This window comes from Chromobacterium sp. S0633 (genome assembly GCF_024158805.1).
GTDB lineage: Bacteria > Pseudomonadota > Gammaproteobacteria > Burkholderiales > Chromobacteriaceae > Chromobacterium.
This window is the reverse complement of sequence record NZ_JAMZGH010000041.1, coordinates 19,050-32,602: the sequence shown is the minus strand read 5'-3', so window position 1 is coordinate 32,602 and position 13,553 is coordinate 19,050. Positions and strand designations below refer to the sequence as shown.

The 13,553-nt window shown below is 63.4% G+C and carries 15 protein-coding genes; 6 read left to right on the top strand and 9 right to left on the bottom strand.

Annotated features, from left to right (window positions below; all coding sequences use genetic code 11):
* Positions 1-36 precede the first annotated feature (36 nt).
* Positions 37-951 carry a hypothetical protein gene (locus NK214_RS19785; protein WP_253315300.1) on the bottom strand — a complete coding sequence of 305 codons (915 nt, stop codon included), beginning with the start codon at positions 949-951 and terminating at the stop codon, positions 37-39.
* Positions 952-1,302: 351 nt separating this feature from the next.
* Between NK214_RS19785 and NK214_RS19780 the strand changes: the two genes are divergently transcribed.
* Complete coding sequence (locus NK214_RS19780) at positions 1,303-1,659, top strand: DUF4180 domain-containing protein (RefSeq protein WP_253315299.1); 357 nt, start codon at positions 1,303-1,305, stop codon at positions 1,657-1,659.
* Between the two features lie 85 nt (positions 1,660-1,744).
* Here NK214_RS19780 and NK214_RS19775 read toward each other — a convergent pair whose 3' ends face one another.
* Complete coding sequence (locus NK214_RS19775) at positions 1,745-2,113, bottom strand: LecA/PA-IL family lectin (protein ID WP_107799565.1); 369 nt, start codon at positions 2,111-2,113, stop codon at positions 1,745-1,747.
* 155 nt (positions 2,114-2,268) lie between these two features.
* Positions 2,269-2,607 carry a hypothetical protein gene (locus NK214_RS19770; RefSeq protein WP_253315298.1) on the bottom strand — a complete coding sequence of 113 codons (339 nt, stop codon included), beginning with the start codon at positions 2,605-2,607 and terminating at the stop codon, positions 2,269-2,271.
* A gap of 162 nt (positions 2,608-2,769) precedes the next feature.
* Between NK214_RS19770 and NK214_RS19765 the strand changes: the two genes are divergently transcribed.
* The 3 genes from NK214_RS19765 (at position 2,770) to NK214_RS19755 (ending at position 5,362) form a co-directional block, all read left to right on the top strand.
* Positions 2,770-3,141, top strand: a complete 372-nt coding sequence (locus tag NK214_RS19765; protein ID WP_199225877.1) for a hypothetical protein — start codon at positions 2,770-2,772, stop codon at positions 3,139-3,141.
* Positions 3,138-3,779, top strand: a complete 642-nt coding sequence (locus NK214_RS19760; protein WP_253315297.1) for a CHAP domain-containing protein — start codon at positions 3,138-3,140, stop codon at positions 3,777-3,779. Before NK214_RS19765 ends, NK214_RS19760 begins: the two co-directional genes overlap by 4 nt.
* 248 nt (positions 3,780-4,027) lie before the next feature.
* Positions 4,028-5,362: a hypothetical protein gene (locus tag NK214_RS19755; RefSeq protein ID WP_253315296.1), complete on the top strand. Its 1,335-nt coding sequence runs from the start codon at positions 4,028-4,030 to the stop codon at positions 5,360-5,362.
* A 118-nt stretch (positions 5,363-5,480) separates the two neighbouring features.
* Here the strand turns inward: NK214_RS19755 and NK214_RS19750 are convergent, their stop codons facing one another.
* The 3 genes from NK214_RS19750 to NK214_RS19740 all read right to left on the bottom strand — a co-directional run bounded on the left by NK214_RS19750 (position 5,481) and on the right by NK214_RS19740 (position 8,466).
* A complete protein-coding gene (locus NK214_RS19750) occupies positions 5,481-6,569 on the bottom strand; it encodes a chitosanase (protein ID WP_227103522.1) in 1,089 nt (362 codons plus the stop codon).
* A 249-nt stretch (positions 6,570-6,818) separates the two neighbouring features.
* Positions 6,819-8,027, bottom strand: a complete 1,209-nt coding sequence (locus NK214_RS19745) for a hypothetical protein (protein ID WP_253315295.1) — start codon at positions 8,025-8,027, stop codon at positions 6,819-6,821.
* 295 nt (positions 8,028-8,322) lie between these two features.
* Positions 8,323-8,466, bottom strand: coding sequence for a hypothetical protein (locus NK214_RS19740; protein ID WP_253315294.1), 144 nt, complete (start codon positions 8,464-8,466; stop codon positions 8,323-8,325).
* On the opposite strand from NK214_RS19740, the gene NK214_RS19735 reads away from it, so the two are divergent.
* Complete coding sequence (locus tag NK214_RS19735) at positions 8,465-8,914, top strand: surface-adhesin E family protein (protein WP_253315293.1); 450 nt, start codon at positions 8,465-8,467, stop codon at positions 8,912-8,914. The two genes, NK214_RS19740 and NK214_RS19735, sit on opposite strands and share 2 nt — an antisense overlap.
* A 239-nt stretch (positions 8,915-9,153) precedes the next feature.
* Complete coding sequence (locus tag NK214_RS19730; RefSeq protein ID WP_253315292.1) at positions 9,154-10,185, top strand: SGNH/GDSL hydrolase family protein; 1,032 nt, start codon at positions 9,154-9,156, stop codon at positions 10,183-10,185.
* Positions 10,186-10,327: 142 nt separating this feature from the next.
* On the opposite strand, the gene NK214_RS19725 is transcribed toward NK214_RS19730, so the two are convergent.
* The 3 genes from NK214_RS19725 to NK214_RS19715 form a co-directional block, all read right to left on the bottom strand.
* Positions 10,328-11,749, bottom strand: coding sequence for a hypothetical protein (locus NK214_RS19725; protein WP_253315291.1), 1,422 nt, complete (start codon positions 11,747-11,749; stop codon positions 10,328-10,330).
* Positions 11,750-11,966: 217 nt separating this feature from the next.
* The gene (locus tag NK214_RS19720; protein WP_227103511.1) at positions 11,967-12,443 is read right to left on the bottom strand and encodes a hypothetical protein; all 477 of its coding nucleotides are present in this window, start codon (positions 12,441-12,443) and stop codon (positions 11,967-11,969) included.
* 160 nt (positions 12,444-12,603) lie between these two features.
* On the bottom strand, positions 12,604-13,545 hold the full coding sequence (locus NK214_RS19715; RefSeq protein WP_107799555.1) for a DMT family transporter: 942 nt from the start codon (positions 13,543-13,545) through the stop codon (positions 12,604-12,606).
* Between the last annotated feature and the right edge of the window lie 8 nt (positions 13,546-13,553).

The window sequence follows — 13,553 nt, the reverse complement described above, 5'->3', positions numbered from 1 at the left end:
ATGGTCGCGGGCGACCCCGCCCGGGGGGCGCGCCCCCTATGGCCCGGGGGGATGCGGGGCGGCGCGCCCCGGCGGCCAGGGCGGCGGCGCGGCGGCCTGGTCCGCCAGCCGCAAAAGCGGAGGCCGCGGCCGGCTCACAGCGCCTCCGCGGGCGGCGTCCCGCGGCACCGTCGCCAGCACCGCCGCCTTTTGCTCCAGATAGGCGCCGACGATGCCGTCCAGGCTGTAGCGCTCCAGGTCCAGCGCCATGGCCCGCGCGTAGTGGTTTAGGGCGTTCATGGCGTGGAAAAAGTGGTTTTTCTCGGTGGGGCCGCAGTGCACGCTGATCCAGCCCAGCGTGCGGGTGGCGTCTCGCTCGGCGAAGCCCAGCGTCCGGGTCAGCCAGCGGCGGAACAGCGGCAGGATGAATTCCACCTCGCCATGGGTGTAGATCTCGTGCGTCAGCGTGGTCAGCAGCGCGACGGCCAGGTCCGGCTCGCGCAGCGACTGATGATCCTTCCAGCTTTTGAAGGCCTTGGCGCTGGGGTGGAGATAGGCATGGGACAGCCACTGGTCATCTCCGACAATGCCCGTGGCCATGTTGTAGTACATCTGCGCGTGCAGCACCTTGTGCGTGACCGCCAAATCCTCGTCCACGATGCGGTTCAAACAGACCATGGCGGCGAACAAGGCCTCGCGGTCCGCCACCGGCTGGCCGGTGTGAACCAGCAGCGTCAGCCGGTTGCTGATGCCGGCCACCGTCATCGCGCTATTGTTGGTCTGGCTCCAGCTCTGGAAAAAGCGCCGCAGCGTTTCCGGGCTTTGCCGCCGCGCGGTCAGGCGCGCAAAGCCGGATTCGATCGCGTCGAAGTGGCTGCCGTGCCGTTCAAAGGCTTGCAGCAGCTCGCGCTTGAGGTGGGACGCGGGCAAATCCCGCAATACCGGCATGATGATCTGGCTGAGACGGTGCATGAACGGAACCCTTGCTTGCATTGAGCGCCGCGGCGGCCCGGGCGGAGCGGCCGCCGGCCCGGTTTCTTTTACGCTTGCGCAGACATCAATATGGTTTAAGGATCAGACTGCCGATATAGGTACTACCACCATATTGAAAATCCGCATGAATGATCTAGGAGCCAGTTCAAGGTCCGTCGCGCTTCGGCGACGCGGCGTTAAACACGTTTCTCTCTGTGCTTGCCGTCTAGGCTCGCTCTTGCTCGCGAGCCTTTGAGCAGGTCTTAAAAGCCATGCTCAAACGGCGCTTGTCGCGCGGCCATGTCTTAGTCATGATTTGCTTTTGTTTTTCATGCAAGGGAGAGCGTGCCGATGGAAACCCGAGTGACGACCGTCAAGCAGACGAAGTTGATCGAGTGCAGCGCCGGGGTGGCGAGCCTGGACCAGGCGCTGGATTTGGTGGCCTTGTGCGCGGAGCACGACGCGCCGCGCGTGCTGCTGGCGGAAGAGGCCTTGCCGCCGGCTTTTTTCGATTTGAGCAGCCGCTTCGCCGGCGAGTTCGTTCAGAAGCTGGTCAACTACCGTCTTGCCGTGGCCGGGGTGTTCGTCGACGGCGCCGCCTACGGCGAACGTTTTGGCGAATACCTGAGCGAAGCGCGCCGTGGCCGGCAGTTTCGCGTGTTCGACGATAGAAAGGCGGCTCTGGCCTGGCTGGCGGCGCAGCATTGAGCGCGTAGCGGCTCGGACAGCGTGAAGGCGGGGAAAGGACGCGGAGCAGCCCCTTGCGGGGCTGCTTGCGAGCGGAAGGGCGGGATCAGACCGCGTCTTTGCCGATGCTTACCTGGAAGGAACCGGAGTTGTTGCCGTAGGTGCTGGGCACATCATTGTAGTACAGCGTGATCTGGCCTTGCGCGTTGGCCGGCGCTTTCCAGCGGAACAGGCCGGTGTTCACCGGGATGAAGCCGCCGGCGCCGATCTTCATCACCAGCGCGCCGCAGTAGGCGTCGCCGCAGATCAGGCCCTGATTGGGGTGGCTCTTGTCGCCCTGAGGGCCCCAGTTGGGCTGCGGGCCGTAGCCTGCCCAGCCCGACGCGACAATGGTGATCACATCGCCGGGATTGTAAGTGATGGTGGTGGGTTCCCCGTTGGGATTGTTCGCAGCGACAGTACCGGTCCAAGCCATGGTGAATCTCCAAAATGAAAGTGAGAGAAAGCAGATTCGACGTCGCGCCGACAGCGCGAGGAATATGCTTATTTCATTAAAGTTGGCGATGGGGGTTTTAGCCGCTGATCTTTCGGCGAGGTCGGCGCGGGGAACTTTGGATAGCTTGCCGGCGCTCAGCGGCCTTTATCCAGCTTGCAGGCCAGGCCGGTGCCGGCGAAGCCGCCGTAGAGCTTCATTTCATCCGGCAGCTTGCGCGTGATGAAAAAGCTGTCCGGCAGCCCCAGGCCGGCCTTGTCGCGCGGCCAGGTCAGCAGCCCGCGTTCGTCCATATAGCCCTGAAAACGCTGTTCGCCGCGAATCAGCTCCACCGTCTGGCTCTGGCGGCTGAAGTGGAAGCGAGTGGCGTCGGCGCAGTGGTAGCTGGCCTGCATCGCCTGCGGCTTGCAGCCGGCCAGCAGAACGAGCAGGGCCGGCGCCAGGCTGGCGAAAAGGAAACGGGCGGGGACGGACATGGGCGGCGTTCGGGCTGAGGACGGAAGGCCGCCAATATAACAAGAGCGGCCGGCGGCGGCTAGCCGCGCTCCGGGCGAGGCTGGTTCATCGGCACGGCAACTGTTAACATGCCGATCGAATTTTAGGCCGCCTGTCTCGATGGCGGCCGCAAGGAGACCGAGATGTTCCCGCGAAAACCGATGCTGTTTGTCCTTGGCGCGCTGACGCCGTTTGCCGCCATGGCGGCGGATATTTATATCGGCATGCTGAGCGCGCACGAGGGGAGCTTGCGGCTGACCCGCTGCAGCATCGGCAAACCTATCTATCAGTTGCTGAGCCAGGAAGGCCGGCCCTTGGCGGAATGGCCGGGCCTGTCGCCGCAGGCGCTGGAAGAACAGGCCAAAACCTCGGCCCGGATCCTGGGCGAATTCACGGAGCGGGACGGCAAGCCGGCCTTGCAAGTGGAGCGCATCGACGCGATCCGTTCCGGCGAGTCCTGTCATCTGGAGGATTGGCTGGACGAGCCGGTCAAAGCCGGGCCCGGACAGCAATGAAGCTGAGCAAGGGCAAGGCGGCGCTGACGCTGCTCGCGCTGCTGAGCGGCGCCTACTGGGCGGCCACGCATCTGAACAGCAACTGGGGCCGCGCGGTGGGCGAGCCTGTGGACGTCTTCAACGGCGTCGCCGTGTATTACAACGGCGGCGTGCAGCATGTGGAAGGGCGCAATCTGGCGCCGGACGGCTACAATCTGGGCCTGCGCTATCAGTGCGTGGAGTTCGTCAAACGCTATTACTATCAGCGTTTTGGCCACAAGATGCCGCAAGACAAGGGCCATGCCCGGGATTTCTTCCAGTCCCGTCTGGACAACGGCGCGCTCAATCCCGAGCGCGGCCTGCTGCAATACCGCAACGGCGGCGGCGACGCGCCGCGGGCGGAAGACCTGATCGTGTTCGCGCCCTGGACCTTCAACCGTTACGGCCACGTCGCCATCGTCAGCCGGACCGGGCCGGATTTCATCGAGATCATCCAGCAGAACCCCGGCCCGTTCGGCGAGGCCCGCGAGCGGCTGCCCTTGCTCATGGAGCAGGGCGTCCCGCGGGTGGACCATCCGCGGGCGCTGGGTTGGCTGCGCCGCGCGCCGCAGGCTTCGGCGCCGGCGGGGGAAGGCCTGGAGCCGGCGGGCGAGGCCTGAACATCTATTGTCTGCCGGCACTGCGGCGCGCATCTTCATCGGAAGCATTGGCTCTGGCAAGCAGACCGTTATTTTATTCGCATGAGGCGTGCTTGCCTGATCTTGGCCGCTCGATAAATCGTTGTGTGTTTTTTTATTGGCAACACGTCTATTTGTTTCGCATGGTTTTTGATTTTTGGCGTGAGTGTTTTTTACAAGCCGCTTTCTGGCTTCCTTGGTAACTTTGCTGAAACCAAAGGAGCTTTGTCATGCCGATCAATCATATCGCAGCCTATACGCCTCAAACTGTCGTACCCAATAGCGAAAATCAGTCTGTTCAGGATTTCTCAGGCAAATCAATCCGTGGCCGCGACGTGGTCTTAATCAACCCATTCTGCGAGGGAGGCGGGGATCATGCCTTGGCGAATAAAATAGCCAATCTTGCTTTAGAGGAAGGCTGCCGCGTGACGATCGTGCCCGTCTCCGCTCATGGAGGTGGCGAAAGTGATTCCGGTCAGCGCAATATCTCTCTGCATGGGGGTGGTCACGATGCCAGCAGCCTTAGTAATCCGGTATTCATCGTGGCTCCCGTGGGTATTTTGACAACCGAGAAGCTGGGCGAGACCATCAATCGATTATGCGATCAATATCAATTTCCCAAGGGTGACATTGCTCTCATTGAGGAAATGGATTTATTGGCCTCTCCCAGTCAGCAGTTGCCGGAGCGCCAGGAATTGTTGCAGAAAATGGGGTTTGGCAAGGTTGACGCGTTCAATCTGGGTTTCGGCAAGGGGGCGATTGGTTATCTGCCCGTTGATCCGCTTACTGTCAATACTGTCAAAGACCGTTTTGAAGGGGAACTGGTCAAGCTGCTGGATAGCTGCAATCTTTCGTTGGCGAAAGACAGTCACTATCATCTGGCCTACATCAGTTCGGATACTTGTATTACTGCGTCGCAAGTTTTTATCGCCAACACCCTCACTGAGAACAAGGGGAGTGGGAAAGACGCCAATTACGTCATGGTGTTGAGGCAGCTGGATGGATACGCCAAGAAGGTGTTGCCAAACAAGGTCAGTGAAATATTGAACCTGCGCAGCCAGCAACATGATTTTCCGGCCTTGTTCGCCAAGGCCAATATCGCGTTTGCCGATCCTGATACGGGCCGGCTTGAAAACAAGATGGAAATCAAGGGCGAGGGACAGGGGCAGCTCAATATTGTCTTTGCCAATGCCTTGCCGCAGAATATTTTCCATGACTTCATGTGTCTTGCTCATTCAGGCATGGCCAGCGGCGATCAATCCTTGGGCGAGTTTCTGTCCTTGACCGGAAAAATGCCTTACTACGATATGCAGCCATGGAAACAACCATTGGCCGAAGCCGTTAAAGAGGCTGGAGCGGAGTTGGGCGGCGCGGAGTTGAAGCAGGCGGTGGCGGAAAGAATTATCGGACGCCAGCCTTTTAGCGGGCGCATGGCTTATCAGATTGTTCCGAATCTTGGGCAGACGGAGCGCTCGGCCGAGCTGAACCATGGCTTGAACGCTTTGGATACGCTGATTAGCACCAGAACAGCCGATCGTCACATTCGAGCGCTGTTGACGCCGTAGTCAATCTCCTGGGCGGAAGCGCACGTCCCAGCCCTTCATCGGCCAAGCCTCCATGCTCAGGCCCGGCCCTCGCGGGGAGTTTCGCCGCGCGGGCCAGGGCCTTTTCCCATGCCTAGGTTTACTTCATCTTCCAGCTGGTGGCTTTCAGCACCGCGGCGTCGGCGTCTTTCAGATCGGTCTCGCCCTGGCTCAGCAGGCCGCTCCATTGTTTGACGCGATTCTTGCCATTGGGCGGCTGGTTGTATTCATTCGTGTCCACTACCTTGCTGCGCTCGGCGTGGAAACGGTTCATGAAGGTTTTTTCGTCGCCGCTGCCGCCGGAACGGGACAGCAGTCCCTGCAGCGTGTCGGAGCCGCCGCTGGCGCCCTGGTTCAGCGCGGTGTCCACGAAGGAGCCTATCGTCAGCGCGCTGCCGAAACCGCGCTGGCGCGCCTGTTGCACGCTGTATTGGATGTAGACCTTGTAAAAGGTCTGCCACATCGCTTCGCGCCAGGCGGCGTTGTTTTGCAGCGCGGCTATCTTGCCGCAGAACACCTTCTCGCTGTCGCTGATCTTGAGCACCGGCCCTTGCATGCCGCCGCGCACCCCGGCGCGCGCTAGTCCGCCGGCAATAGAGGGATTGCCGGCGCCGCTGGCGGCGTCGAACTCCTTGAACAGCGTCGGGCCGTCCGGCCCCTGATCGCGCGGGCCGCCGGTGGTGGCGCCGAAAATGCCGATGGTGAAGCCGCGCTCGTCGTCGATGTCTTCGCAATAGCCGTAAAACTTGGGCCAATCCAGCGAGTCTTGCTCCGGCTTGTTCACCAACTTCATGATGTTGTTCCACTGCTCGCCGTCCAGCCCGGTGTTGGCTTTCAGGAATTTCAGCGTGCTGGGGGAGAAGTTGGCGTCCGGATTGGCCGCTTTGGCCTTGCCGGGCAGCGCGCAGCGCGCGCCGGCGGTCCAGGGCTGGCCGATTTCCGCCGCGCCGCTGCTGGCGTCCGGCGTGTTGCCCTGGGTCCAGTAAACGGCGGTGAAGTTGACGCCGTGATGGCTGGCCACGCTGCCGGCCGGATAGGGCGTGGCGGCCTTCCACGGCGCGGCGCAGACCGCCAGCCGCGCCGCCAGCCTAGGAGCGCTGCCGGCGGGGGAGGCTTGCGCCCAGGATGCGCCGGCGCAGGCCAGCCAGCCGGCGCCGGCCAGGGCCAGCATCGAAAGTGTGCGTTTCAAAACGTTCTCCGGTAGACAGAGGTAGGGCGGCGCGAGCCGGGAAAACGCACAAAATGCCATACGGATTTTATTGGCGAAAGAGGGGGGGACTGGCAAATGGAACGGGCGGCGCGGATGCGCGCAAGTAGATGGGCCTCCTGTCGGCGTTTCAGCGTTGGAAGAGGGAAATAGTGCTGCGCCGCGCGCAGCAAGCGCATTCTATGCGGATTGGCGCGCGGAAAATTCAGGCGATGAGGTTTGGAGCGGGCGCTACTCCAGCCGCATCACATCGCTGCCCTTGTCCAGCGCAGGGTAGGCCAGCGCCAGGTAGTCTTGCGCAAAGTCGGCCAGGGCCTCGGCGGACGGCAGCGCGTATTCCCCGCTATTGGGATCGAAAAACCGGAATGTCCGCGCGGCATGATCCACCCTGGCCGCCAAGGCGTGGCCGACGCCTTGGGCGGGGCGGATGCCGATGTTGTACAGGCCGTCGCGCTCCAGCGCGATCTTGAAGCCCAGGCTTTCGCTGTGGCCGCGAGGGCTCAAGCCATAGACGGCGAAATAGTCGGCGATGGCGTCTACGCTTCGCCACACATAGCTGTTGACCGCCAGTTCCATCACCTCGTCCCGTCCGCCCTCGGTTTCGATGTCGCGGAAAAAGGCCTCGGCCTCGTTTGGCCAGCTGCGCTGGCTGGCCAACCATTTGACGACCAGCGGGAAGCAAACGCCTTGTTCGCCTATCGTCGACCCCTGGATGAACGCGGTTTGCCGGAAGGCGCGCGCCTGCTCGCCGCCATGCGCCCGCGCGCATTGGGTCCAGGCGTCCTCCGATGCGCGCGCCAGCGCGGCGAGCAGGCTTTTGACCTTGCCGGGCTTGGGCGCGGAGCTGAGATCGACCTTGCCCAGTTTTCTTTCCGCGACGGCGATCTGTTTCGGCCGGCCGCAGGCCCGGATGCCGGACAACAATTCGGCGTAGCTTGCCGGCGGGCGCTCAAAAGCCACGCCCACCATCTTGAAGCGGCGCAGCAGCGCCGGCGGCATGGCTTGCGGGAGCGGGGCGTCCGCCTTGGCCTCAGGCTGGACGAGGCGTTGTTTGGCCCGCGTCACCACGCAGGCGCTGCGCAGCAGGCCCAGTTCTTCTCGAATCAGGCGGACTTGCTGTTGCATCAGGCTGCGCAGCAGCAGGCAGGAGCTCCTGTCCCCAGCCGGCGGCGGAGCGTTGCGGGGCGCGACGACGGGCGGGCTCAGGCGCAATAAAGCGGACAGCTTGAGCGGGCCGGAGCCGACGACGGCTCCCCGGGCGCGGAGAAAGTCCCTGGCGCGCCGGGTTTGTTCCGGGTGCAGCAGATAGCTGCGGCCGGTGTACAGCACCAGCATGCCGTCTTTGCGCATGCCGACGCGGCTGTGTTCCTTGTGGTCTTGCAGGCGTGACAGGTCGTACTGCTGCGCCCGCAGTTGGATGGCGGTTGGAATGGTGCTCATGGCGGTTTTCCCGGCGAGGTGCTGATTTGGAGCGGCGGCGTCTCGGCGCGCCGTCCGAAGGGGACGGCGACGGACGCCCTGGGGAGCGAACCCAGGTTTGCCGCATGGTTATTTTATTGGGGCGCAGTGTGAAGGCTGAGCGGCGGGGAAGACTTTCAGAAAACGATTCCGGCCACGGGCCGATGGACGGTTGGTTCAAGTGTAAGAAAAAGCCCTTGATCCGCGACCCATTTATCAGTCTTGGCCTTGAGCGGCGCCGATTCGCCTTGCCGTGTTTCGGCTCCGCGGGCTTGACTCAGAGCGGGCCCGGCCATTCACAAGGAAAAACCAGGGCTGTTATCATGCCCGCCGCCGCTGCATTGCGCGTATCGATTGGAAAAATATTGGGAATCAGAATGTTGAAAGTCATTGCCTGCGTTTTTATCTTGTTGTCTTCCATGGCCAGCGCCTCCAGCTGGGATTTCACTTACTTCAACCCCAGCGAGGGCGGCTTGTTGATCGATACCGACAGCATTGCGCAATCGCCGCACGGCACCGTCAAGTTCTGGACGCTGTGCGCGCCCAGATTCGAGGCGGACAAGCCGATGACGGCTTACGCCTACAGCCAGTCCCTGTACGAGATCCATTGCCGGCAGCGCCTGATCATGATGCCGATGACGGTGGCTTTCGATGTGAACGGCGAATCGCGGGAAACCGAGTTCGAGCACGCCAAGATGGAGGACATCCAGCCGGACACGCAGGAGGATTTTCTGTGGACCTATATCTGCAAGCCGGACAAGCGGCCGGACATGGCGGTGGCGATGCGGCAGGGCATTCAGGGCTTCTTGCGGGAGCAGAGGCGTTACGCCAGCGAGCATCTGGCGTTTCATCGGGATAAGAGCCGCTGATCGCGGCGGCCTACGGCAAGCGCCCTGCCTCGGCAGGGCTTTTTTGCGCGCCTTGACCGGCGGCGTGATCGTTTTAAGCAAGCTTGCGGGCTCGCGCTTGGGCATGCTGCGGCACATTGAAAACCCATTGACCGCGCCGCGGATCGCGCACAGGAGCTTACGCCATGCGGATGACTTGCAAACTCGTACCCGGAAAACTGCTGGTTCCCAGGGACTGCGCCCGGCGCGAGGAGGCGCGCTTGGCTGAGGCGTCCAGGCTGATCATGCGGCTGCGGCAATTGCGGCACGAGCCTTCCACGCTGTCGCGCTCGGACTCCGTCGCCTCGCTTGGCTTCGACAAAAAAGCGCTGTTCGCGCTGGCGCTGAAAAACCAGGCGGTGCAGGCCAAGACGCCGGCCGCGGCCGCCGGGGAGGGCAAGAGCCTGGGGCATATCCAGCGCCTGGTGGTGATAGGCGATAGCCTGTCGGACTCCGAAGGCCGCATGCTCAGCAAAACCCTGGGGGTGATGCCGTCCTCGCGCCAGTACTACGAAGGGCGTTTCACCAATGGCTTCGCCTGGCCGGACTTCCTGGCGTCCAGGGCTTTTCTGGGCAAGCCGGTGGTCAATTACGCCGAGGGCGGCGCGGTGGCCGGCAAGTATTCCAAGTGGAACCCGGCCTTCATGTTCATCTCCCATATGGAGCGCCAGATCAATAAGCACCACTTCCAGCCGGGCGATATGGCGGTGCTGGCCCTGGGGTCCAACGACTACATGACTTTCGGCAAGACCGACGTGGACAAGGTGATCCGCACCTACGAGCGGCAGATCGACAAGCTGGTGGCCAAGGGGGTCAAGGACATCCTGGTGGCCGGCGCGCCGGATCTGTCCAAAACCGTGAACGCGCGCAAACAGCCGCCGGCGGAGGCCGAAAAGCTGCACGACTTGTCTCAGCGGCATAACCGGCAGCTGAGCCAGGCGGTGGAGGCGTTGCAAGCCCGCTACCGCGACGCCGGGGTGACCCTCCGTTTCTTCGATATCGGCGCCAAGCTGGATTACCTGATGGAGCTGGCGGAAACAGTGGATTACGACACTCTGCACAATAAGCACGAGGGCTATATCGACCTGCCGCGCGTGCTCGGCTTCGCCGGCGACGCGCGGCCGCTGGACAGCTCGCATCGCCACCTGTTCCACGACGAGGTGCACCCCAGCCAGGAGGTGCACCAGATCCTGGCCGCGCACATGACGGACTTCATCCGCGAGCAGTACGGGCGGCCGGCCGACGCGTCTTAGAGCCTGCTCAAAGTCTCGCGAGCAAGGGCGAGACAAGGCGAAAACGAGCGAAAAAGCGGAATGCACACGTGGCACATGAGCATTTTGAGCTCGTACTCACCGTGCAAGGCTTCACGACGCGCAGCAGACTTTGAACAGGCTCTTAGCCGCTGGCCAGCCGGGCCAGGTAGCGCAGGCCGCCGATGCCGGGAAGGAAGCAATACGCGCCGCCGCGGGTGGTGATCATCCGCGAGAAGCCCTGCAACACGGTGTTGTTCTTGCCCGAGCGGCCGGGCGCGGCCAGGGTGAAGCTGCTGTCCGCGGCGTCGTTGACGCCGAGGAAGACGTCTTCTCCGCTGATGTTGAACACCGCGTTGCCGGCGTCCGGATTGCCCGGTTCCGTGGCGGATTTGACGAAGTCGCTGAGCAGGTTCCACTGGCTGCTGAGAAATTCGAACTGATTGCTCAGGCTGGCGTTGATGAAGTAGCCGATCAGGCCGCGGGCCGCGGCCGAGGGGTGTTCGGGGTCGTAGGCCGGGCCGTAAGGCATGGCCCGGCGCACGATGCGGTGGTGGGCGCTGTCGGTGCCCACCACCGCGCCGTTGCGCGGATTGTTGCGGCGGATGTGGGAGCCTATCGGACATTTCAGGCCCAGGGTGTCGTCTTGGGACGGCTGGGCATTGACGTAGTTGAAGTCGTTCAATTGACTGGTCGGCAGCGTGGCGCCGGCCTCGTCCGGCCGCAGCGTCAGCGGGTTGCCGTTGCGCCAGCGTCCGCATACCTTGGCCGCCAGCAGTTCGGGATCGATGCCGGCCTTGGCCGCGTATTCGCTCAGGAACGCGTCGAAAGCGGCCACGTCCTGTTCCAGGATGCGGAAAGCGGCATAGCTGCTGTTGCGGCTGAGCTCGGGCGGTTGCACCGAGTACACGCCCTTGCCCTCGTTGGTGTAGCCGAGCAGGAATTCCCCGGTGGCGATGACGGCCTGATCGTCCGGTTCCGGGCGCTTGCGCGGCGGCGCGCCGGCGATGGTGGGCTGGGCGATGCTGTCGCGGTAGCCGAAGTGCACCTGATTGTCAGGCAGCGCCTGGGCATCATGGGCGGATAGTTCGCTGACGGCGCCGGCGAAGGCCTGACGCAGCCGCGCGCTGAGGCTTTCCAGCCGCGCCGGGTCTTTGGCCACCCACAAGCTGAGCACGATGTGCACCTGCTCGCCATTGGCCAGGCCGCCTATCCATTTTTCAGGCGCGCTGGCGCCGATGTCGCCAACGAGGCTGGCGGTGTCGCCATCGGTGGCGCCGCGCTGGAAGGTCGATTCGAAACTGGCCAGCTGCTCGGCGCCGACGCCCAGCATGCGCAGCCCGGGACAGGTGAAGCCTATGTTCAGGAAGCTGTTCGGTTTTTGCAGCCAGCGCTTGGCGCTGGTGATGCTCGGCAGGCCGTCCCGGCCCTCCACCAGTTTCAGGATCAGCTCGCCGGCGGCGGCCTTGTCGCTAACGCTCAGAATGAAATGCCGGGCCAGGTCCACGCGGTAGCCGCGCAGAATCGTGCCTTGGATGTCGTCGTACGGGAGGTCGGGGCTGTTCATGGCATGCCTTTCAGCAATGGGACGGGTGTAAGAGGCTGTTCAAAGTCCGCTGCGCTTCGTGAAGCGCTGCTCGGCGAGTACCCGCTCAACCCGCTCATGTACCACGCGTACATTCCGCTTTTTCGCTCGTTTTCGCCTTGACTCGCGCTTACTCGCGAGGCTTTGAACAGGCTCTAAGGCGCAAGCGGGCGGGCCGCCTGCGCCTGGCGGGCGCGCTTCAGTCCAGCGCGGCGAGTATGGTCTGCACCGTGTACGGATAGGCCTGGTACAAGCCGTTGTCGTCCTTGCCGCCGCCGCCGTTGTTGGGAATATGCTGGGACGCGTCGTTCTGGGCGATGAAGGCCTGAAAGGCCGCCACATTATTGGCCACCGGGGTCAGCGCCTTGCCTCCCACCACGAATTGCAGCAGCGCGTCGAAGACGGTGCCCACCTGGGCGACGAAGTCGTTGATGTAGGCGTTGAAGCTGCCGTCGTACTCGGTGATGACCGCGATCACGTAGTTGTCGCTGCTTTTGCCGGTGGGCTGCAGATTGGCGGCGGAGCGGTCCAAGAGCAAGGTGCGCGCGTAATGGACGGTGCCGATCGAAGTCAGCGCTTGATGCAGGGTGGGTTCGTATTCCGCCAGAGTGGCGGCGATGGCTTCCAGGCTGGTGCCGGGAATGACCGGCATCAACAGGGTGAGCGGGCTGGCCATGGGGCTTCTCCCTAAGGGGTTTGGGAATTGAAGCCTAGCAGCGCGACCTTGACTGTCAATGCGATTTTATTCGTTTTGCAAATCAAAAGCCGTGGTTTAGGTATTCGTACTAAGGGCTTGCCCGAGGGCCGCGCCCGCGGGGGCGGGCGCGGCCGAACGCTCACTTGCGGTTGGTCAGGGACACGCCCGCCGCCGCCAGCGCGCCGCCCGCCAGCATGGACGCCAGGATGGGTTCGCCCAGCAGCCCCGCGGACAGCAGCACGCCGAAGGCGGGCACCAGATTGGTGAACACGGCGGCGCGCGAGGGGCCGATCTCCCGGATGCCCTGGTAATACCAGATAAAGCCCACCACGGTGCCTATGGCCCCCAGATAGAGCATGGACAGCCAGATCCGCCAGCCGAAGGAGGCCCAGGGAACGGAGCCGATCTCGCCGGCCGCGCCCAGAGACAGGAAGGCCAGGCCCCACAGCGTGGCGTAGGTGGTGGCCGCGATCGGACTCAGGGTTTCCATCGCCTTGCGCGAGCCCAGCGTATAGGCCGCCCAGCTCAGCACCGCCAGGCTCATCAGGGCTTCGCCGGCGCCGAAGGACTGGCTGAAATCGTGGACCGTGCCGACGAGATCGCCGCGGGTGATGACCACCATGGCGCCCAGCAAGGCCACGGCGATGCCGGCCCAGCGGCGCAGGCCCAGGCGTTCGCGGAAAATCAGGCTGGCGGCCAGCGCGGTCATGATGGGATTGAGGCTGACGAACAAGGCGGTGCGGCCGGCGGGAATGCGCGCCAGCGCGCCGAAGAAACAGGCGTTGTAGAGAAAAATGCCGGTAAAGCCCAGAAACGCGGTGACGGCGATCTGCGAGCGGTTCAGCCGCGGCAGCCCGCCTTCCAGCCGGCAAGCCACCAGCACCAGCAGCAGGGCGGCCACCAGGAAGCGGCCGAAGGCGGCGGTCATCAGCGGCATGGATTGCGCCAGCACTCTGCCGGCGATGAAGGTGCCGCCCCAGAACAGCGCGGTCAGCGCCAGTTTCAGAGACAGGGCCGGCCTGAGCGCGGTTTGCGCGCGGGCGGGCTGCGCCGCGACGGCGAGGGTGCTTGAGTGATTCATGGTGGGCG

Excerpts from the sequence above, each read along its gene's own strand:
- NK214_RS19785 (WP_253315300.1), bottom strand. The coding sequence starts at position 951 with ATGCACCGTCTCAGCCAGATCATCATGCCGGTATTGCGGGATTTGCCC.
- NK214_RS19780 (WP_253315299.1), top strand. The coding sequence starts at position 1,303 with ATGGAAACCCGAGTGACGACCGTCAAGCAGACGAAGTTGATCGAGTGC.
- NK214_RS19775 (WP_107799565.1), bottom strand. The coding sequence starts at position 2,113 with ATGGCTTGGACCGGTACTGTCGCTGCGAACAATCCCAACGGGGAACCC.
- NK214_RS19770 (WP_253315298.1), bottom strand. The coding sequence starts at position 2,607 with ATGTCCGTCCCCGCCCGTTTCCTTTTCGCCAGCCTGGCGCCGGCCCTG.
- NK214_RS19765 (WP_199225877.1), top strand. The coding sequence starts at position 2,770 with ATGTTCCCGCGAAAACCGATGCTGTTTGTCCTTGGCGCGCTGACGCCG.
- NK214_RS19760 (WP_253315297.1), top strand. The coding sequence starts at position 3,138 with ATGAAGCTGAGCAAGGGCAAGGCGGCGCTGACGCTGCTCGCGCTGCTG.
- NK214_RS19755 (WP_253315296.1), top strand. The coding sequence starts at position 4,028 with ATGCCGATCAATCATATCGCAGCCTATACGCCTCAAACTGTCGTACCC.
- NK214_RS19745 (WP_253315295.1), bottom strand. The coding sequence starts at position 8,027 with ATGAGCACCATTCCAACCGCCATCCAACTGCGGGCGCAGCAGTACGAC.
- NK214_RS19735 (WP_253315293.1), top strand. The coding sequence starts at position 8,465 with ATGGCCAGCGCCTCCAGCTGGGATTTCACTTACTTCAACCCCAGCGAG.
- NK214_RS19740 (WP_253315294.1), bottom strand. The coding sequence starts at position 8,466 with ATGGAAGACAACAAGATAAAAACGCAGGCAATGACTTTCAACATTCTG.
- NK214_RS19725 (WP_253315291.1), bottom strand. The coding sequence starts at position 11,749 with ATGAACAGCCCCGACCTCCCGTACGACGACATCCAAGGCACGATTCTG.
- NK214_RS19720 (WP_227103511.1), bottom strand. The coding sequence starts at position 12,443 with ATGGCCAGCCCGCTCACCCTGTTGATGCCGGTCATTCCCGGCACCAGC.
- NK214_RS19715 (WP_107799555.1), bottom strand. The coding sequence starts at position 13,545 with ATGAATCACTCAAGCACCCTCGCCGTCGCGGCGCAGCCCGCCCGCGCG.